This is a genomic window from Flavobacterium denitrificans DSM 15936, from assembly GCF_000425445.1.
Classification (GTDB): domain Bacteria; phylum Bacteroidota; class Bacteroidia; order Flavobacteriales; family Flavobacteriaceae; genus Flavobacterium; species Flavobacterium denitrificans.
The window spans coordinates 729,656-748,271 of the sequence record NZ_KE384377.1 but is presented as its reverse complement, the minus strand read 5'-3'; the positions used below and the strand labels follow the sequence as shown (position 1 = coordinate 748,271).

Annotated in this window: 18 protein-coding genes; 5 read left to right on the top strand and 13 right to left on the bottom strand. The window is 35.4% G+C overall.

Annotation, left to right across the window (positions count from 1 at the left end; translation table 11 throughout):
- Positions 1–5: 5 nt before the first annotated feature.
- Complete coding sequence (locus tag H600_RS0115190; RefSeq protein ID WP_026729590.1) at positions 6–299, top strand: DUF3861 domain-containing protein; 294 nt, start codon at positions 6–8, stop codon at positions 297–299.
- A 53-nt stretch (positions 300–352) separates the two neighbouring features.
- Here H600_RS0115190 and H600_RS0115185 read toward each other — a convergent pair whose 3' ends face one another.
- The 4 genes from H600_RS0115185 to H600_RS0115170 all read right to left on the bottom strand — a co-directional run bounded on the left by H600_RS0115185 (position 353) and on the right by H600_RS0115170 (position 2,354).
- Complete coding sequence (locus H600_RS0115185; protein ID WP_026729589.1) at positions 353–964, bottom strand: thioredoxin family protein; 612 nt, start codon at positions 962–964, stop codon at positions 353–355.
- 3 nt (positions 965–967) lie between these two features.
- Positions 968–1,444, bottom strand: coding sequence for a TlpA disulfide reductase family protein (locus H600_RS0115180; protein WP_026729588.1), 477 nt, complete (start codon positions 1,442–1,444; stop codon positions 968–970).
- 121 nt (positions 1,445–1,565) lie between these two features.
- Positions 1,566–1,967 (bottom strand): hypothetical protein, encoded by a 402-nt coding sequence (locus H600_RS0115175; RefSeq protein WP_035108670.1) that lies wholly within the window; start codon positions 1,965–1,967, stop codon positions 1,566–1,568.
- Positions 1,968–2,036: 69 nt separating this feature from the next.
- Positions 2,037–2,354, bottom strand: coding sequence for a winged helix-turn-helix transcriptional regulator (locus tag H600_RS0115170; protein WP_026729586.1), 318 nt, complete (start codon positions 2,352–2,354; stop codon positions 2,037–2,039).
- Between the two features lie 167 nt (positions 2,355–2,521).
- Between H600_RS0115170 and H600_RS0115165 the strand changes: the two genes are divergently transcribed.
- Entirely contained in the window at positions 2,522–3,436 is a 915-nt protein-coding gene (locus H600_RS0115165) for a DsbA family protein (protein ID WP_026729585.1), read from the top strand.
- Positions 3,437–3,441: 5 nt separating this feature from the next.
- Here the strand turns inward: H600_RS0115165 and H600_RS0115160 are convergent, their stop codons facing one another.
- Positions 3,442–3,870, bottom strand: coding sequence for an NUDIX domain-containing protein (locus H600_RS0115160; protein ID WP_026729584.1), 429 nt, complete (start codon positions 3,868–3,870; stop codon positions 3,442–3,444).
- A gap of 250 nt (positions 3,871–4,120) precedes the next feature.
- Here H600_RS0115160 and H600_RS0115155 point away from each other — a divergent pair, with 250 nt between their 5' ends.
- From H600_RS0115155 to H600_RS0115145, 3 genes are read left to right on the top strand one after another with little or no spacing between them, the layout of a single operon-like run.
- Positions 4,121–4,957 (top strand): sulfite exporter TauE/SafE family protein, encoded by an 837-nt coding sequence (locus tag H600_RS0115155; protein WP_026729583.1) that lies wholly within the window; start codon positions 4,121–4,123, stop codon positions 4,955–4,957.
- Complete coding sequence (locus H600_RS0115150; protein WP_084157390.1) at positions 4,944–5,351, top strand: DUF1634 domain-containing protein; 408 nt, start codon at positions 4,944–4,946, stop codon at positions 5,349–5,351. The genes H600_RS0115155 and H600_RS0115150 overlap by 14 nt, the downstream gene beginning before the upstream one ends.
- Positions 5,352–5,404: 53 nt before the next feature.
- A complete protein-coding gene (locus H600_RS0115145) occupies positions 5,405–6,427 on the top strand; it encodes an LLM class flavin-dependent oxidoreductase (RefSeq protein WP_026729581.1) in 1,023 nt (340 codons plus the stop codon).
- 143 nt (positions 6,428–6,570) lie between these two features.
- On the opposite strand, the gene H600_RS0115140 is transcribed toward H600_RS0115145, so the two are convergent.
- The 8 genes from H600_RS0115140 to H600_RS0115105 all read right to left on the bottom strand — a co-directional run bounded on the left by H600_RS0115140 (position 6,571) and on the right by H600_RS0115105 (position 18,599).
- Positions 6,571–9,024: a TonB-dependent receptor gene (locus H600_RS0115140; RefSeq protein WP_035108669.1), complete on the bottom strand. Its 2,454-nt coding sequence runs from the start codon at positions 9,022–9,024 to the stop codon at positions 6,571–6,573.
- Between the two features lie 163 nt (positions 9,025–9,187).
- A complete protein-coding gene (locus H600_RS0115135) occupies positions 9,188–10,165 on the bottom strand; it encodes a glycoside hydrolase family 43 protein (protein ID WP_026729579.1) in 978 nt (325 codons plus the stop codon).
- A gap of 154 nt (positions 10,166–10,319) precedes the next feature.
- Positions 10,320–11,495, bottom strand: coding sequence for an aldose epimerase family protein (locus tag H600_RS0115130; protein WP_026729578.1), 1,176 nt, complete (start codon positions 11,493–11,495; stop codon positions 10,320–10,322).
- A gap of 22 nt (positions 11,496–11,517) precedes the next feature.
- Positions 11,518–12,540 carry a glycoside hydrolase family 43 protein gene (locus tag H600_RS0115125; RefSeq protein ID WP_026729577.1) on the bottom strand — a complete coding sequence of 341 codons (1,023 nt, stop codon included), beginning with the start codon at positions 12,538–12,540 and terminating at the stop codon, positions 11,518–11,520.
- A gap of 95 nt (positions 12,541–12,635) precedes the next feature.
- A complete protein-coding gene (locus H600_RS0115120) occupies positions 12,636–14,447 on the bottom strand; it encodes a glycoside hydrolase family 2 protein (RefSeq protein WP_026729576.1) in 1,812 nt (603 codons plus the stop codon).
- A gap of 207 nt (positions 14,448–14,654) precedes the next feature.
- Positions 14,655–15,689 (bottom strand): glycoside hydrolase family 43 protein, encoded by a 1,035-nt coding sequence (locus H600_RS0115115; RefSeq protein WP_026729575.1) that lies wholly within the window; start codon positions 15,687–15,689, stop codon positions 14,655–14,657.
- A gap of 125 nt (positions 15,690–15,814) precedes the next feature.
- On the bottom strand, positions 15,815–16,990 hold the full coding sequence (locus H600_RS0115110) for a cellulase family glycosylhydrolase (protein ID WP_026729574.1): 1,176 nt from the start codon (positions 16,988–16,990) through the stop codon (positions 15,815–15,817).
- A gap of 85 nt (positions 16,991–17,075) precedes the next feature.
- Complete coding sequence (locus H600_RS0115105; protein ID WP_026729573.1) at positions 17,076–18,599, bottom strand: RagB/SusD family nutrient uptake outer membrane protein; 1,524 nt, start codon at positions 18,597–18,599, stop codon at positions 17,076–17,078.
- Between the last annotated feature and the right edge of the window lie 17 nt (positions 18,600–18,616).

Below are 18,616 nucleotides of genomic sequence, written 5' to 3'. Positions count from 1 at the left end.
TTACCATGGAAAAAAAATCAAACAAATATTATTTGACATTAAGTCTAAAAGAATACGCTAACGGAGACACCAAGCCAGCAAAAGAACTCGGAATTGAATTTTCTAATCACGATGAGATTTTTGGCATCATTCAAAAAATGAAAGACAAAAACTTATTTGACGATCCATCTGAAGCAACACAATTTGCTATTGGTTTAAAATTATTCAGTGAAATAAAATTGAAACACCGCAAAAATCCTTTGTTTGATGAATTGAATGAGGTTTTTCCTGTTTTTATGAAGAAATTGAAAAGCTTATAAAACAAAAAACGTCTCGAAATTCGGGACGTTTTTTAACAAATTAAGATTCTAAATTAAGCTTTCGCTTTTCTTTTTACCGTACAGCCAATTTCTTTAGTCTGTGTAACTGCAGGTTTTTTATTGCTTTGCAATGCAGCAATTGCATCTTCAGCGTATTTTGTTTTTTCAGCTTTTGTTCCCTCTGGATCATTATCAATTGCACCAACGTACTCAATCACATTTCCTTTGGCAGTTTTTGATACGATAAAAATATGTGGCGTACGCTTTGCACCATATTGATCTGTTATTTTTTGTCCTGCATCAAATAAATATGGGAAAGGATATTTTTTCTCTTTTGCCAAATCCTGCATTTTATTGAAAGTATCCGCAGTAGAAGCTTCAGGATCATTCGGATTTATAGCGATTACTGGATATCCTTGTGGGCGGAATTTTTTGTCCAAATCAATAATTCTTTGTTCGTAAGCAATTGCATACGGACAAGTATTGCACGTAAAAACTACAATAAATCCTTTTGCTTTAGGAAAACTTGCAAAAGAAACTTCTTTATTATCCACATTTTTCAGTTTAAAATCTGGCGCTGGATCTCCTGGTTTAAGCGTTGCGGTTTGTGCCTGAGAAAGCCAAGCCGAAAAAGTCAATACTAATAAAATGATAATCTTTTTCATAATTTAAAGTTTTTTATATTCAGTTAATAGTTGTTCGTATGTCAATTCGGTTTCGACAAATTTTCGTTTATCGTCTTTAATGAATAAAGTTGCCGGAATACTTCCAGACCAAGAAGGATCGATTCGGTCGATGTATTCCTGAGGACTGCTTTCATTCAAGAGAAATACTTCGTTTTTCATATTTTTTCGCTTCACGAAAGGAATTACAGCCGAACTCAGTTTAGATTTAAAATCAACGCTTACTAACAAAACGGCTAATTTTTCTGATTTAAAATCGGCTTGAAGTTTTTCAAAATGAGGAAGTTCCTTGACACATGGCGCGCACCAAGTTGCCCAAAAATTAACGACATAAGTAGTGTCTTTACCTTTTTTCATTCGTTCCTGAAGCTGATCTACAGTGATTAACTTCACATTTTGGCCAAACGAAACTGTCGATAAAGCAACCAATAAAAAAAGGCATAAAAAAGACTTCACTTTCATAAGAAACATTTTAGGATTGATTTGTCTCTTACAAATATAAATGAATGGAAACTTTCTTTTTGTTAATGAAAGTTTAATATAAAAAAGCTTTCAAAAATAAGCTTGTTTTCTTCTTTTATCTTCAATCAAAAGGTGACACAACAATCTTTGAGTTATTTACGAATTTTAACGATTTCATATTGTCCATTTTGGTAAGAGATAAAACACCGTTTTTATTCTTATTTATCCCGTTTATTCTAAAACAATATTGATCTCCGTCTTTGTCCATTAGGGTTAAATATTCGATCGTATCATCCGAATAATTTTGGCAACTATTTGAAATGGTATAGCGATACATTACTTTGAAAGTATCCTTGTCATAATTATAGACTTTTCCATCCTGACTGAATACCCACCTTGTATTTCTGTTTAAATCAGCATACCAAGTTCCAATAATTTTTTTTGATGAAGGCTCTTCCTGAAAATTTCCAGAGATTGCTGGTATTTGCAACAGCAGCAATAAAACTAAAAATAGCTTTTTCATACTATTCATATTTTTTATGTCTTAATTTAGGTCTTCAAAAAATATCCAAAATTATATCTGTCTTTAATTTTATAATTCGGAGAAAAATTCCAATTGTCTAAAAATCGGAATAAGAGATTTTCCTTTTTCTGATAAATTATACTCCACATGAAGCGGTTTTAGTTTAATGACACTTCTGTCTAAAAGTCCATGTTCTTCCAATTCGCGCAAAGCAACAGTAATAGACTGTTTATTTGAATCTTTGATGTCTCTTAAAAGTCCGTTGAAGCGTAGTGGGCCATCAACAGCTAATAAAAAAATTTGGGGTTTAAATTTTCCTGAAAGCAATTTTAAAAGTCCCGCTGCAGGACATTCCGTTTCCTTTGGAGTCTTATTTTCTGTAGTCATATTTTTTTGACTAATTGATTTCTGATTAAACACTAGCGAACTTTGTTATAAAAGTATAAAATTTTAAAAAACTGAGCACACGTTTTCCAACCAGTTTTATGAAAAAATGGCCGCTACTATTAATCCTGATCTACAGTATATGCTGTAAATCACAAACAAATTTAAAAATGAGCGAAAACAATTCGAATCCGTTATTGTGTGATCCTGTAACTGGAACATGCGAAATGCCTTCTAACACGCAATCTAATGAAACTGCCGACATTAAAACTGAAACCAAACCCATCAAAATAGTTTATTATACAGATCCTATTTGTTCTTCTTGCTGGGGAATCGAGCCACAACTCCGAAAACTAAAATTGGAGTATGGTGATTATTTTGAGATTGACTATCGAATGGGCGGTCTGCTTCCAGATTGGAGTTACAACAGTGGAGGCATAAGTAAACCATCAGATGTGGCGGATCATTGGGATGAAGCGAGTTTGCACTACGAAATGCCTATCGATGGAAATGTTTGGATTGAAGACCCACTGGATTCCTCATATCCTTCTTGTATTGCGATGAAAGGTGCTCAAATGCAAAGCAAGGAAAAAGCAGTTCACTTCATGCGCATACTTCGCGAAAAATTATATCTTGAAAAGAAAAACATTGCTAAATGGCAAAACATTGAGGAAGCAGCAAAATTAGCAAAACTTGACATTGGGAAACTAAAAACAGATTATGATGATGCCGAGGAGCTTTTTCAGGAAGATTTAGATTATGCCAAAAAACTTGGCGTAAGAGGTTTTCCAACATTATTTTTTGCCGACAAAAATGATACTCGGTTTGTCGTTTACGGCTCAAAACCTTATTCTGATTATGAAAATGCTTTGCTCGCTGTATTTCCAAACGCAAAAAAGAAAATCATTTCAAATCAAGATCCCTTATCACTTTTTGACATTTTCCCCACTTTGACACCAAAAGAATATGCAGTGATTTTAAATAAATCTTATTTTGACGCCCGAATGATTCTTGGAAAATTACATGAAAAAGGAATTTTGGACAAAAAATCGATAAAAAATGGTTCGCTTTACAGCAAAAAGTAAACTTATCAAGGATTTAGAGCTTTAATTTTTTCTCTGTATTTACTCAATGCAATTTTATCGATTGGCAGTACAAAAGGATTTTCATTTACATCAATCCATTCCAATCTACTAATATCGGAAGTATTCATTTTCATATCTTCTAAATTTACGATTTTCACGATATAATAAATCAAAAGAATCTGTCTACCATCGTCAATAATAGATTCGACAAAATGTTCTTGAGTGTACAAATGTTCAATAATTTCGATTTTTACATTGAGTTCTTCTAAAAATTCTCTGTGAAGACAATCTAAAATGCCTTCTCCAAATTCGACTCCTCCTCCTGGAAGTTTGCAGTATATTTGGTTTTTACGATATTCGTAAAGTGCTAAAATCTTATTGCCGTTTTCGCAGATAGCATACGCTCTTACATTAAAACTAGAGAGAGGTTTCATGATGTTGAGATCAGAATTAGGTGTAATGCAAATTTACAAATTTCTTGATCGGATATTTTATAATAAAAGCCATGAAGAAAACTAATTCTTTACGGCTTTTTATGATTTTATAAAATAATGATGACGTGGTTTACTTTCTTGAAAAGCATTTTTACAAAAACGTTTTCGGATTTTTAAGGATTTTTTAAGCCCCTAAAAATTCTTCTGCCAAATATCAATTCGTAAATTAGCCAAAACAAAATTTATTCGAATGACAGTACTTACGTTTACTCTGATTATGATTCTTGGCGCTTTTTTAGCAGGTTTTATTGGTTCATTATCAGGTTTAGGAGGTGGTATCATTATTATTCCACTTTTGACCGTCATTTTAGGGGTTGACATTCATTACGCAATTGGAGCCGCATTAGTATCTGTAATTGCTACTTCATCAGGTTCTGCAGCCGCTTATGTAAAAGAAGGAATCACCAATATGCGATTGGGAATTTTCCTTGAAATCGCGACAACAATTGGTGCTGTTGGCGGTGCTTTGCTTTCTACTATTGCTCCTACTTCATTTATAGCAGTTTTATTCGGACTTACTTTGATTTTCTCTGCAATTAATTCCCTTCGAAAAAAAGAAGAACATATTGTATTAGAATCAAGTCCTTTGGCTAAAAAACTAAAATTGAATGGAACTTACCCAACACACGACGGAGAAGTTGTAAGCTATGGCACTAAAAATGTTTTAGGAGGATTTGGAATGATGGGGTTAGCTGGAATGATGTCGGGTTTGCTCGGAATTGGTTCTGGCGCTTTTAAAGTGATCGCGATGGATAATATTATGCGAATTCCGTTTAAAGTTTCGACTACAACCAGCAATTTTATGATGGGTGTGACTGCAATGGCAAGTTCTGTAATTTATATTCAAAAAGGATATATTGAGCCTGGAATTTGTATGCCGGTCGTAATTGGAGTTCTTTTTGGAGCTATGGCTGGAGCCAAAGTACTGGTGCGAACAAATCCTAAAAAATTGAGAATCTTTTTTGCCTGTTTAATTTTTGTACTTGCAATTAATATGATCTATAACGGACTAAATGGAAAAATCTAAAGCTATGCAACACGAAAAATTTGGAGAAAAAGATTTTCAAGCTATTGTTGGAAACTTATTGCGCTATGGTGTATGGATTTCGCTATCAGTAGCTTTTATTGGCGGCATTGTTTATTTGCTGCATCATGGAAATGACATTGAAGATTATTCTGTTTTTAAAGAAAACGACCGAAATATATTTGAAGTAATTGCCGATGTTTATCGTGGCGTAATTCAGGGAAATGGTGAATTTTTAATCTTCTTCGGAATCATTTTATTGTTTCTGACACCCGTTTTTAGAGTTTTGCTGTCGTTATTTTCTTTTCTTCTCGAAAAAGATTATCTCTACGTAGTAATTACATTGATTGTGATTTTGATTATTATAACAAGTATTTCGTTCGGGTTTTCCCACTAGAAAATTTGGAATTTGGAATTTGCCTTTTGGAATTTCATTTAAATTAAAATTTTATGGAAATAGGAATTGACAGTTTTGCTTCGGCAATGTACGGCGACAACAACACTTTGAGCAGTGTTGATGCAATGGAACAATTACTTCAGAGAATTGAACTTGCAGATCAAGTTGGTCTTGATGTTTTCGGAATTGGAGAGCATCACAAAAAAGAGTTTCTAGATTCGGCTACTGCCGTGATTTTAAGTGCGGCAGCGGCGCGAACAAAAAATATACGTTTATCAAGTGCAGTTTCAGTTTTAAGCGCTGCAGATCCTGTAAGAGTGTATCAAAGTTTCGCGACTTTGGATTTAATTTCGAAAGGAAGAGCCGAAATTGTTGCTGGTCGAGGATCTGCAATTGAAGCTTATCCTCTTTTCGGATTTGATCTAAATGATTATGATGCGCTTTTTAAAGAGAAATTAAATCTATTATTACAAATTCGAGATAATGAATTTGTGACTTGGTCAGGAAAATTTCGTCCTGCCTTGAATAATCTTCCCGTTTATCCGAGAGCATTTCAAGAAAAAATGCCAATATGGCTTGGCGTTGGTGGGACTCCAGAATCTTTTATAAGAGCTGGAAGTTTAGGATTGCCTTTGATGGTCGCAGTAATTGGCGGACAAACACATCGTTTTCGTCCGTTGATTGATTTATATCGTGAAGCCGGAAAAGCGGCAGGCTACAAACCCGAAGAATTAAAAGTAGGATTGCATTCGCCTGGTTACATTGGAAATACAACTGAAAAAGCGATTGAAGAGTATTATCCTGGCTATGCCGAACTTTGGACAAAATTAGGATACGAGCGTGGCTGGCCTCCTGTAACCAAAGGAAAATTTGATGGTTTGGTTGACGATTTAGGAGTTTTGATTGTTGGAAGTCCAGAACGTGCAACTGAAAAACTCTTGCGCCACAGCGAAGCATTAGGAGGTATTGACCGCTTTACTTTCCAAATGGATAATGCAGGATTAACGCATTCTCAATTAATGAATTCAATCGAATTAATTGGAACAAAACTGATTCCGTTGATTAAGAAAGGATAGTTTTTAGCCACAGATTACACAGATTAAAAGGATTATTAAAAACTTTTGAACCTCTGTAAATTTGAACCTTAAAAAAGAAAAGCATCTGTCAATTAAGTCAGATGCTTTTTTTACGATTTGTAATTTTTCAACTAGAACAAATCTTAGAATTTATATGTTACACCAACTCTAAAATTTGTAGGTGCTTCTGTTTGCCAATAATAAGCGTTTAACCAAGTATAGAAAGAACCACTGTATAAATATTTATTCAAGATATTAAATACGTTAGCCGTTACTTTCACTTTACCCGTTTCATAAGACAAACCTCCGTCTAATTTAAAATATGATGGCAATTTTTGAAGACCTTCGCTCCAAGTATCTGTTTGTCTTCCGTCAAGGAAAGTTCCTCCAATAGAAGCTCCAAATCCTTTTAATTTACCATGCTGTAGCGTATAATTCAACCATGCATTTGCAGTATGTTTAGCATAACCTGGAACAATATCCCCTTCTTTAATTCCTGTTGCATCAGAAACTGCTGGATCAATTTCATTTACAATAGATTCTGTAAAAGCATAATTTGCAATAAGATTAAGACCATCTGCAATTTTTCCTCTTAAATCAAATTCAACACCTTGTGCTCTTTTTTCTCCTAAAACAACACTAAATTGCTGTCCCGGTGTATTTGCAGGATCTGATGTAAGTTCGTTTTTCTTTAAAATATTGTAAACCGCTAAAGTTGTACTCCAAGATCCGTCAAACCAATCTTTTTTGATACCAATTTCCATATTGTTACCAGTAAGTGGTTTAACTTTATCACCGTTTTTAATAACTCCTGATTGCGGAATAAAAGCTTGATCGTACAAACCATAAACTGCAAAATCATTAGTAATCGAGTAACTTACACCAACACGAGGCGTGATATGGCTGTCAGCAATTGGAGCACCGCCCCAGCTCGCTTGGCTAATCCAAGTATAACGTGCTGCAAGAGTCAATCTAAGTTTGTTTTGGAAAAAACCTAATTCATCCTGCACATAACCAGCTGCATAATCAGTGCTCATTAATCCTCCAGCATTTTTAGCTCTTACAGAAAGTGGCGTTTTGTGGTCAAACATTGGTAATCCGTTAGATGGCGTACCATAATTTGGTGCATAAACATTGAATGGATCATCAACTGTATCAAGATCATGCGATTGTCCCCAATCAGCCATATAATCTTTGCTTCCTAAATCTACTCCTCCTAATATTTTGTGGCTTACTGATCCTGTATTGAATTTTCCGTTTACAAATACCTGTCCTAAATACATATTGCTTTCTGCATCCCAAATACCAACGTTTCTAATGATTTCACCTTTTGCTAAAGTTCCTTCAGAAACTCCATCAAAATCTCTATCAACATCACCGGGACCAACTACACCAGGCCAAGAACTATATCCTTGCTGAATGTATTTAAAGTAAGAAGTTTGAGCCGTAAGTTTCCAATTGTCGTCAAATTTATGTTCGAACATTAAATAACCACTATGATCCTGAATATTTGTATCTGGCATTCCTGGCTGTGTCATTGTAAACCCAACAGGCAAAGTTGCATATCCGTCAGATGCTGGTCCAAAAACATAATATGAACCTACCTCAGTCATATTTGCATATTGAAAATTATATTCTGCAGTAATTTTTGTTTTATCGTCAAATTGGTATGAAATCACTGGTGCAATTACATAACGGTCATTGTGCTCAAATGGACGATGAGAACGTTTCTTTTGCGCTGCACCATTAAATCTGTAAAGCAATTTTCCTTTTTTATCTAATTTTCCGTCTAAGTCAAGACTAACTCTGTAAAAATCATAGCTTCCTCCAAGTACAGAAACCTCACCTTTTGTAATTCCGGTTGGCTTTTTAGTAACCACATTGTAAAGTCCGCTTGGATCACCGCTTGAAAGCATGAATCCTGCAGGTCCTTTTACAAATTCGATATGATCCACAAAACTCATATCTTCTGTCAATGGTCCCCAGAAAGAAGAAACCACGTTAAATCCGTTACGGAAAGCCTGAATTTGAGAACCACGCATTGTAATGTTTGTGTACAAATCACCCCAGTGCTCTAAACGCACAGCACCACTTACGTTACGAATAACTCCGTCACTCATGCTAGTAATTTGCTGATCTTTTAAAGTCTGGCCACTTACAATCTGAACGTTTTGGGGAATTTCCAATACAGGAGTTTGAAGACGCAAAGACAACGAAGGCTTGTCTTGTTTGTATTTGTTTTTTGTGATTACAACTTCGTCAAGATCTTCCTGGCTTTCAGAAAGTGCAAAGTTTTTTGTTGTAGTTTGTTTTGCCGTTACAACAATAGCATCTTCTTTGCCTTGAATACCAACGGAATGAATACTGATTGTGTAAGATCCCGGTTTAACATTTCTAATTTCGTACTGACCATTTTCATTGGTTACCGCACTGTATTTTGTTCCTTTAAGAGCAACAGATACTCCTTCTGCCGGGACATTTCCGCTTAGAGATATTTTTCCTGTTACCTTGCCTGCATTTTGGTTTTGCGCTAACATCGTAAAAGACGTTAATAAAAATACAAAAAGACAGATTTTTTTAATGGTTAAACTATTCATTTTGTCTGGTTTTAAATTTCGTTGGCAAAAGTACTTTCTAAAACTTGTTTTTCCAAATTATTTTTAACGATTCTAAATAAAAATAAATTTTACTTCCATTTAGTTATAAAAAAAACTCCCCTCACATTGGAGAAGAGTTTAATTGTTTTTACTGTTTATCAAGTTATTTCGTTCCTAAAAATGAAAAACTTTCTGGTTTCGCTATGATTTTATTTCCTGAAAATTCAATAGAAATAATTCCTGCTTTTCTTGGAGAAACGGCACTTTCATTAAAATGTGTGTGCAATACATAATGCATTTTGTTGTCTTTATCCCAAAATACATCGCCGTGGCCTATCCCATTTTGTTTGGTATTTTTTCTGCTGATAATCGGGCTGTCAGTTGCTTTTTCCCAAGGTCCTAGTGGGCTTTTGCTTGTAGCATACCCTACCGCATAATCAATATTTCTGAAATCATTCGCCGAATAAATCATATAATACAAACCATTGTGTTTAATAACAGTTGGGCCTTCTGTAACTGGCCAGCTCACATTTTGTGTATTCTCCCAAGGCAAAACTCCAGAAATACATTCGGTTAAAGTTTCTGGTTTTATGCTTTGAAAATCGTCGTTTATTTCAGCGACAAAAATTCGGTTTCCATTTGTCAAACGAACGTGATACAGGTATTTTTTTCCATCTTCATCAATAAAAATAAAAGGATCAATTTGGTTTCCAGTTTTAATAATCGGTTCTTTTGATTCACTTTTAAATGGCCCAAGTGGACTGTCGCTTGTCGCAAAAGCAATATTTTCATTAGCCGTATAAATCATGTAAAATTTGTTTTTATACGACAGAATTTGCGGTGCCCAAAAACCTTTGTCACCAAAAGAATCGCCTTTTTTCAAGGCCAAACCATTCTGCGCTCCAACCGGACCTTTCCAATCTTTTAAATCAGAAGATGTGTAAACCTGGAAACCTTCGCCATTTGGAATATCACCTGTTGTGGTTCCGTATAAATAGTACGTTCCTTTATCGTAGAATATAGTTGGGTCAGCGAGCAAAATGGCATTTGATTTTGCTTCCTTTGGTTTGTCTGTGCTTTTTTCCTGCGAACAGGCTGTAAAAACACTGAATAATGTTATTATGGATAGTATTTTTTTCATGTGTTATTGGGTTTAGGTTTAGATTTAGTTGTCATTTCGAGGAACGAGAAATCACACTCATGATTCGACAAAGATTGGCGATTCTCTGTGTAGAGCCTCTTGTATGATTTCTCGTTCCTCGAAATGACAAACCTTTGAACTCATCATTTATAACTTATTTCACAGAAAACTGATAATAGGAAACCGTATGATATTTCCCTCCCGGCTTCAAAACAATCGGAGCAAATTTTGGCTGGTTTGGTGCGTCAGGAAAATGTTGTGTTTCTAAAGCAAAAGCAGTTCTGAAATCATCTTTGGAACCACTTTTAAAAGTGTTTTTAGATTGCATGAAATTCCCGCTGTAAAATTGTAATCCAGGTTCTTCTGTAAAAATATCCAATACAATTCCTGATTTATCTCCTGAAATTGTTGCAGCATGATTCAGACCGTTTTTCTTCGTTCCGTTTAAAACGTAGTTATGATCATAACCTTTTCCAAATTTCAATTGCTCGTCTTTAGTTTCAATTCTTTCTCCAATTGTGTGTTTTGAAGTAAAATCAAAAACTGTATTTTTTACCGATTTCAATTCTCCACTCGGAATCAAACCTTCATCAACTGGTGTAAATTCATTCGCATAAATCTGCAATTCGTGATTTAAGATAGTCCCACTTCCCTCTCCATTCAAATTGAAAAAAGCGTGATTTGTTAAGTTTACAAGCGTCGTTTTATCTGTCGTAGCTTCATATTCCATTTTAACCGAATTATCATCTGTAATTGTATAAGTTACTTTTACAGATAAATTCCCAGGAAAACCTTGTTCTCCATCTGGCGAAACATACGTAAAGACTAATGTTTTCCCATCTGTTTTTTCAGCATTCCAAACTACATCCTGAAAACCTTTTACACCACCATGCAAAGCATTTTTGCCATTGTTTAACGGAACTTGGTATTGTTTTCCTTCCAAAGTAAATTTTCCTTTTCCAATTCTATTTCCAACTCGTCCGATTGTTGCTCCAAAATAAGGTTCTGTCGAAGTTTTAAATCCTTTTGCACTGTTCATTCCCACTACAACATCGGTTGGCTTTCCGTTTTTATCGTTTACCCAAAGACCAATTAATCTGCCTCCATAATTCGTAAAAGCGGCTTTAATTCCTTTGTTTTCTATCCAATACAGTCCGACTTTTTTACCGTCAATTATGGTATCGAAATTTTTAGTTTCTAAAACTGTCTTAACCGAATCTGCTTTGATTTCAGTACTTTCCTTTGAAACCGTAGCTTCCTTTTTATTGTCTTTACAATTAAATTGAAAAAGTGCCAGCAAAACAACTGCAGCAATTTGAATGTTTTTCATTTTTATATTTTTAAGATGAATTTTATTTTGATGGAATTGCTAAAATGGTTTCTTCACTTACTGGTTCTCCCAAAACTGGAAATCCGTTGGCATCCCAATCGATTTTCTGCATTCTTGGCGATCTTTTGTTTCCGCAACCTTCTCCCGGATTTGAATTGGCATGATATAAAATCCAATCTTCTTTTCCGTCTGGAGATTTAAAGAAGGAATTATGTCCCGGTGCGTAAACTTTGTTTTTGTCTGATTGTTTGAAAATGGGTTCAGGAGATTTTTTCCAAGCCGAAGCATCTAATAAATTATCACTTCCATTAAAAGCTAACAATCCTAAAGAATAAAAATCTGTCCAACATCCACTTGCAGAAAACACGATGAAAATTTTTCCGTTTCTTTCCAAAAACTGAGGTCCTTCATTCACATTTACTTGTGGCGGATTTACATCATCATGCAATGCACCGTGTGTTTCCCAACCATGCGTTGGTGAAGAAATCATTACGCGATCACCATCAATTTCAAGTGGATTTTTCATTTTGGCGATGTAGATATTCTGTTGTCCATTTTTGTCGCCTTCCCAGCCAGCCCAAATCATGTACAATTGTTTTTTGTATTCAAATACATTTCCATCAATTGCCCATTTGTCGGTTTTGGCAGCGATTTTTCCTTTGAATTCAAAATTGCCTTTAAACGGATCTGATGATTTATTTTCTAAAACATACATTCTATGATTGTTGTTGTCACCGTTATCTGCAGCAAAATAACAATACCATTTTCCATTGATAATATGAAATTCCGGTGCCCAGATTTCTGCTGAATAGCTTGTGTTTTTTGGCGGCGTCCAAATCACTTTGCTTTTCGCATTTTTGATATCAGATAAGTCTTTTGTTTTCCACAAAACCAGTTTATTTCCCAGTGTATTAGTGTAATAATAGTAACCTTTATGATAGGTACTATAAGGGTCTGCGCCCGAGGGCAAAATGGGATTTGTGAATGTTTTTTGCTGCGCAAAACTTATTGCTGTTAGCAGAAAAAGAATTAGGTATTTTTTCATTTTATTTTTATTTGAATTTTTCCCGCAGATTTGGCAGATTGTGCAGATTATTTTATCAGCTAAATCTGCCAGATCTGCGAGAGAAAAAGAAATGACTATTTATTCAAAGCATTTATAACTTCAGTATTAATCTTATTTATCGCTTTGAAATCCATTTTATCTACTTTTCTGTCATACGTCATGAAACCGTTTACTTCGCCTTCAACATCTGTCGTTTGGGTGTAAACTGCTGCTGAAAAACCTGTTTTTACGTAATTCTTTAGGACTTTAGCATACTTGATATATTCAGCTGTAACTTCTGCTTCGTTTTTAAATTTAATGTAGCCCCAATTGTCATTTGCTCTCCATAAATGTCCTTCTAACGGAAGACCAATTCCGCCATATTCTCCTAAAACCGTAACTCTTCTGGCATCGTATAAATACATTTCTGGTCCCGGATAATTGTGTAAATCCAAAATATCACCTGTTTGGAAGTGATTTCCACCACTTGATGAATTTGTTAATCGGCTTGGGTCGTGATTTTTTGTCCATTCGGTAATTTCAACCGTTTTAAATTGTCCCCAAGCTTCGTTAAACGGAACCCAAACGACAATACTTGGATACGAATACAAATGATCCATAATTTCTTTCCATTCGTTTCTGTAGATTTCTTCTGATTTTGCTGAACGCTGTAATTCAGTTCCGTCGAAGTATTTTTTGTTTTGCCAAATCGGCTGATCGTCACCGCTTGGCATATCCTGCCAAACTAAAATTCCTAACTGATCGCAATGTGTATACCAACGCTCCGGCTCGACTTTTACGTGTTTGCGAATCATATTAAAACCTAATTCTTTTGTTTTAATAATATCGTATTTCAACGCTTCGTCAGTTGGCGCGGTGTACAATCCGTCTGGCCACCAACCTTGATCTAAAGGTCCATATTGAAAATAATCTTTGTTATTCAACTGCATTCTCATGATTCCGTTTTCATCTCTTTTTGATGAAATTTTTCGCATCGCAAAATAACTTTTCACTTCGTCAACCACCTTATTTTTGCTGATTAAACGAATTTTGGTCTGATACAAAAACGGACTTTCAGGCGACCATAGTTTTGGAGCATTCAACACAATATCATTGCTTTCACCTACAACCGCTTTTTCTTTCGCAATCTCTTTTCCCCCGTCAAAAATAGAAATTTCAACTACATCTCCTTTTTCTGCTCCATTTACATCGGCTTTAATGCTGATTGTATTTTGATCAATATTTGGCGTTGTTTTTAATTCTGAAATGTTTTTAGGATTTACAGGCTCAATCCAAACTGTTTGCCAAATTCCAGTTACAGGTGTGTACCAAATTCCTTCTGGATTTTTGACTTGTTTTCCTCTCGGCTGTGGTCCGTCGTTTGAAGGATCCCAAACTTTCACAACCAGTTTTTGATTTTTTCCTTTTTGTATAAAAGGCGTAATATCAAATGAAAATGGCGTGTAGCCTCCTGTATGCGAGCCTACTTTTACATCATTTATAAAAACTTCCGTTTTCCAATCTACAGCGCCAAAATGCAACAGAATATTTTTTCCGTTCCAATTTGATTCAATCGAAAAATTTGTTTCGTACCAAAGTTCCTTTTTGGCTCCCACTTCTTTCATAACGCCAGACAGACTCGATTCAGCCGCAAACGGAACCAGAATTTGCCCATCATATTTTGAAGGTGCTGTTTTGCCAAATTCTTGAATAGCATAATTCCATAGACCATTCAGATTTTTCCATTGGCCCCGCTCCATAATCGGACGGGGATATTCAGGTAACGGTTTTTTAGGGTCAACTAGTTCTGCCCATTTTGTCTTGATTTTATCTCCTTGAGGTTTCCATTGCGCATTTACTGTCAACATTGAAAACAATGCCAAAAAAAGGATGCTTTTTCTTTTCATACTTATATTTATTAGGCATTTAATCAATTAATGCCGTGATGTTTCATCTTAATCAAAATGAATTACCAGACTTATATCCACATAAGCCTGGTAAATTCCCAAACTAACTTAACTAACCAAATCTTCTTAATTATGAGTTTTGAGTTATGAATTATGAGTTTAACTTAAACACCGCTAAACTTCTAACTCTACCTCATAATTCATAACTTATAACTTTTTCGTAATACCGAATTTCTTTACTAAACTGTCGTATTCTTTTTTAGATATTGTAACCATACAGCCGTGGCGCACTTTTTCTGGAAGACTATATTTGTCCCAATCAGAGAAAAAAGTGTAGCCTGAGGCTTGGTACCAAGGTCCGTTTAGGTTATCTGCGATTGATAATCCGTACGAAACTCCTGGATATTGTTCGTAATACATGTACCATATTTTGTCATCAGGAGAAGGAATCAGCATTGGAGCTTCTCTGAAGTTTGGACTGATAGATTGCTGGGGCAAAGAATAAGGTCCTAAAAGGGATTTTGATTTGGCAATTCGGATGGTTTTTCCGGTTGTCCAATACAAAGTCGGATACGTTTCGTCTTTAATCACGGCGTAGTAGGAATCGCCCACTTTACGAATAAAAACGTCAATGGTTCCCATATCCCAATCAAATAAACGTTTTGGCGTTCCTTCGAAAGTTTTTAAATCTTTAGACAAAACATACAATGTGCGTTGGCTTGCCCAATAACGTTCTCCATCTTCTTTTGTTCCTTCCAAATGAGGTGTGTGCCACGTCATGATAAATTTTTGGGAGTCTTTGTCGTAATATAATTTTGGCGCGCCAATTCGCTGTAAGGCATTTGAATAATCGGGCGTGCTTTTTAAATCCGGCGTATAATCAGCATGTTTTTTCCAAGTAATCAAATCATCCGAAACCCAGATATTGATCGCCTTTGCGTCATCTCCCGTATTTCCTGCGATGTAATATTTTCCATCTGGACCTTTACAAATGTCAGGATGTCCTTTGTATTCTTCAAAAACGCGTTTTCCGTTGTTCAGATTTTCCCAATGAAGTCCATCTAAACTAACTGAATAATACAATCGGCCGTAATCATTATGCGTCATATGCGCAAAAAGATAGGCTTCGTTTTTTGGTTTCTCATTTCCCTTGACTTGTCCCGGGGGATCTGGTTGTTGCGCTTTCGCAGAAAATCCAATAAGAATTGCTATTAAGAAAAGAAATTGTTTTGCTGTTTTCATAAGCTCTTTTTTTAATGTGGCAATTAGTCAATTTGATAATTAGATAATTTCTTAGAATTTACTAATTGACTAATTTTCTAATTGTCACATTTTCTCATTATCTAATTATCAAATTGACACATTTTCTAATTCTTCTTATTCGCCTCAGAAGTCATCTTTTTAATCAAATCTGTTTCAGCTTGAATGTATGGTGTTCCGTCTGTATGTAATACTTCGTGAAACCAAACTTTTGGTTCTGCAGTGTACGTTTTTGTCCAGCTGTCCCAAGCGTATTTCGTTTGTGTTTTTCCGTCCACAAATCCCCAGTTGATCATACCAATATTGTATTTTCTGGCAATTGGAAGAAATCCTTCGAAAGTACTTCCGTTTGGTCTTGCCATGTATTCTGTACACAATAAAGGTTTTCCATAACGTTGTAATTGTTTGATCACTTTTTCGAAATCTTGTGGCGTATTGTAATTGTGGAAAGAAACAATATCAGACTGTTCTAACTGCAATTTGTGCATTGGTTGCATTTTAGCTTCATCGCTCCAATCTCCAACCCAAACTCCAGAAGTCAACGGCTGTGACGGGTTGCTTTCTCTTGCCCACGCAAAAACATCTTTTAAAAGAGGCAAAATCAAATCAACTTTGTTTTTAATCTCCACTTTCTCGTAAGATGGTCCCGTCATATTATCCGGTTCGTTCCAAACATCCCAACCTAAAATACGTTTGTCATCTTTAAAATGACCAACCGTTTCTTTTACATATTTCTCTAAACGAGGATATTGTGTTTTATCCTGAAGTGCTTTTTGTCCCGGAGCCTGAACCCATCCTGAATTGTGCGTGTGCGGTTTTGGAGCGCGTTGTTTTCCTAAAGCAGGAAACGGATCCCAGCAAGAATCAAACAAAACAAAAAGTGTTTTGATATGGTGTTTATCTGCGATTTCTAAAAACTGATCCATACGTTTGTAAAGTCCTTCTGGATCTTGCTGATGCAATAAATCGTGCAGATACACACGCATTACATTCATTCCAAGACCTTCAGCCCAGCCCAATTCCTGATCAATTCTTTTTGGATCAAAAGTAGCTGACTGCCACATCTCTAACTGATTTATAGCTGTGCTAGGAGAATAATTTGCTCCAACCAACCAAGGCTGTTCTGCGTACCATTTATTGGCCTGATCTTTTGTCCAGATTTCTCTTTTTTCGACTGAAGCGGTTTCACTTTTACTTTCTTCAGGGTTGCTTTTTTTGTTATTGCAACTAAGCAATACAAGTCCTGCCAACATTAATGTCAGACACAATTTTACTTTCTTCATTTTCAATATTGTTATTATGAACAATTGTTCTTTATGATAAGGGAATCAGATTTGAAGCATCTGATTCCCTCAAAAAAATTAATTTTTAATATCCTGAGTTTTGGTCAAGATTTGGATTATTATCAACATCTGTTTGTGGAATTGGCATTCTATGATTTTTACCTACTTTGAAGTTTTTAAAATCAGGGTCGCGAACCGCGATTTTATCAACAGAAGCTTGCGTATTCAAATCTCCCCAACGTTTTAAATCTTCCCAGCGAACACTTTCTCCAGCTAATTCTAAAACTCTTTCCATTTTTAATCTTTCCAAGAACAGATCATGATTATTCCCAATTTCAGGATGTGCAACCGCTAACGTGTTCATGTTTGCACGTGCTCTTACCATATCAACATATTGATACGCCTGAGCAGTATTTCCTAATTCGTTCAAAACTTCTGCGTAGCGCAACAAAATATCACCATAACGAACTAATCTGTAATTTACTTGAGAATAGTAATCCTCATTATTTCTGTAATAATCACGGCTTCCTTTTCTGAACCAAGCTTCGTTGTTGTTCCACTCCCAGTTTCTGTCGTATGTTTTGTCTCCAAAATCAGCAAACAAATCAGGATAATATAATGTCCATCTTAAACGAATATCAAGATTCCCATCTTTACTTTTTTCTTCTTTGAAAGCATTTACTAGCCAAAAACGTGCTTGTCCGTCAGACCATCCAATACCTCTTGGTGCAAAAAACTGACAACGGTTGCTAGAAACTGCAGCGTTTTGATCTTCACCAGTTCCGCCTTTTCTTTGATCACCAAATTGGATTTCAAAAACAGATTCGCTGTTATTTTCACGTAAATCTGTAAAGTTGTCTCTGTAGTTGGCTTGTAAGCTGTATTTTGCTCCAGCGCCAGAAATCAAATAATCTAAAGCTGTTTTTGCTTCAGCCCATTTATGTTGCTGCATATATACTTTTGCAAGAAAAGCTTTTGCTGCACCTTTGTCTGGTCTTCCAAGATCTGCACCTGCCCAATCTCTTGGTAAATCTGCGTAAGCTTCATTTAAATCTTTTTCAACTTGAGCCCAAACTTCAGCTACCTTTACTTGCTTTGGCAAATCTGCTGGTGTAGATGGATCTAAAACCAATGGAATATCTTCCCAGATTACTGCCGCATAATAGTAGTGCAAGGCTCTTAAAAATTTAGCCTGTGCTATAATTCTCTTTTTAGTGTCTTCATTTTGGAATGTAATATTTGGAACATTTGCCAAAACTTGATTACATCTAAAAATCGCTTTGTACGTATCTCTCCACGTTACGGCATTTCCTTCCCAGAAATTATAATTGATGTAATTGAACCTTGTCCAATCTGCCAATTCTGTCCACGGACTCACACTATATCCTTCATCAGAAGTTAAATCTAAACGGAAATAAATCCATCTTGCCCACAAACCATCTTTATAAAACATGGCGTAAATTGAATTTACTCCAGCTTGTGCATCACTTTCAGTTTTCCAATATTGATCTACTGTGATATCATTTTGGCTATTTAAGTCAAGATCTTTTTCGCATGAAGCAAAAATGAGACCTAGAATAGCTACGGTTATTATGATTGATTTTTTCATTATGCTATTTTTTTTAA

Bases quoted from the DNA above. Each gene is read 5' to 3' on its own strand.
- H600_RS0115190 (WP_026729590.1), top strand. From the start codon at position 6: ATGGAAAAAAAATCAAACAAATATTATTTGACATTAAGTCTAAAAGAA.
- H600_RS0115185 (WP_026729589.1), bottom strand. From the start codon at position 964: ATGAAAAAGATTATCATTTTATTAGTATTGACTTTTTCGGCTTGGCTT.
- H600_RS0115180 (WP_026729588.1), bottom strand. From the start codon at position 1,444: ATGAAAGTGAAGTCTTTTTTATGCCTTTTTTTATTGGTTGCTTTATCG.
- H600_RS0115175 (WP_035108670.1), bottom strand. From the start codon at position 1,967: ATGAAAAAGCTATTTTTAGTTTTATTGCTGCTGTTGCAAATACCAGCA.
- H600_RS0115170 (WP_026729586.1), bottom strand. From the start codon at position 2,354: ATGACTACAGAAAATAAGACTCCAAAGGAAACGGAATGTCCTGCAGCG.
- H600_RS0115165 (WP_026729585.1), top strand. From the start codon at position 2,522: ATGAGCGAAAACAATTCGAATCCGTTATTGTGTGATCCTGTAACTGGA.
- H600_RS0115160 (WP_026729584.1), bottom strand. From the start codon at position 3,870: ATGAAACCTCTCTCTAGTTTTAATGTAAGAGCGTATGCTATCTGCGAA.
- H600_RS0115155 (WP_026729583.1), top strand. From the start codon at position 4,121: ATGACAGTACTTACGTTTACTCTGATTATGATTCTTGGCGCTTTTTTA.
- H600_RS0115150 (WP_084157390.1), top strand. From the start codon at position 4,944: ATGGAAAAATCTAAAGCTATGCAACACGAAAAATTTGGAGAAAAAGAT.
- H600_RS0115145 (WP_026729581.1), top strand. From the start codon at position 5,405: ATGGAAATAGGAATTGACAGTTTTGCTTCGGCAATGTACGGCGACAAC.
- H600_RS0115140 (WP_035108669.1), bottom strand. From the start codon at position 9,024: ATGAATAGTTTAACCATTAAAAAAATCTGTCTTTTTGTATTTTTATTA.
- H600_RS0115135 (WP_026729579.1), bottom strand. From the start codon at position 10,165: ATGAAAAAAATACTATCCATAATAACATTATTCAGTGTTTTTACAGCC.
- H600_RS0115130 (WP_026729578.1), bottom strand. From the start codon at position 11,495: ATGAAAAACATTCAAATTGCTGCAGTTGTTTTGCTGGCACTTTTTCAA.
- H600_RS0115125 (WP_026729577.1), bottom strand. From the start codon at position 12,540: ATGAAAAAATACCTAATTCTTTTTCTGCTAACAGCAATAAGTTTTGCG.
- H600_RS0115120 (WP_026729576.1), bottom strand. From the start codon at position 14,447: ATGAAAAGAAAAAGCATCCTTTTTTTGGCATTGTTTTCAATGTTGACA.
- H600_RS0115115 (WP_026729575.1), bottom strand. From the start codon at position 15,689: ATGAAAACAGCAAAACAATTTCTTTTCTTAATAGCAATTCTTATTGGA.
- H600_RS0115110 (WP_026729574.1), bottom strand. From the start codon at position 16,990: ATGAAGAAAGTAAAATTGTGTCTGACATTAATGTTGGCAGGACTTGTA.
- H600_RS0115105 (WP_026729573.1), bottom strand. From the start codon at position 18,599: ATGAAAAAATCAATCATAATAACCGTAGCTATTCTAGGTCTCATTTTT.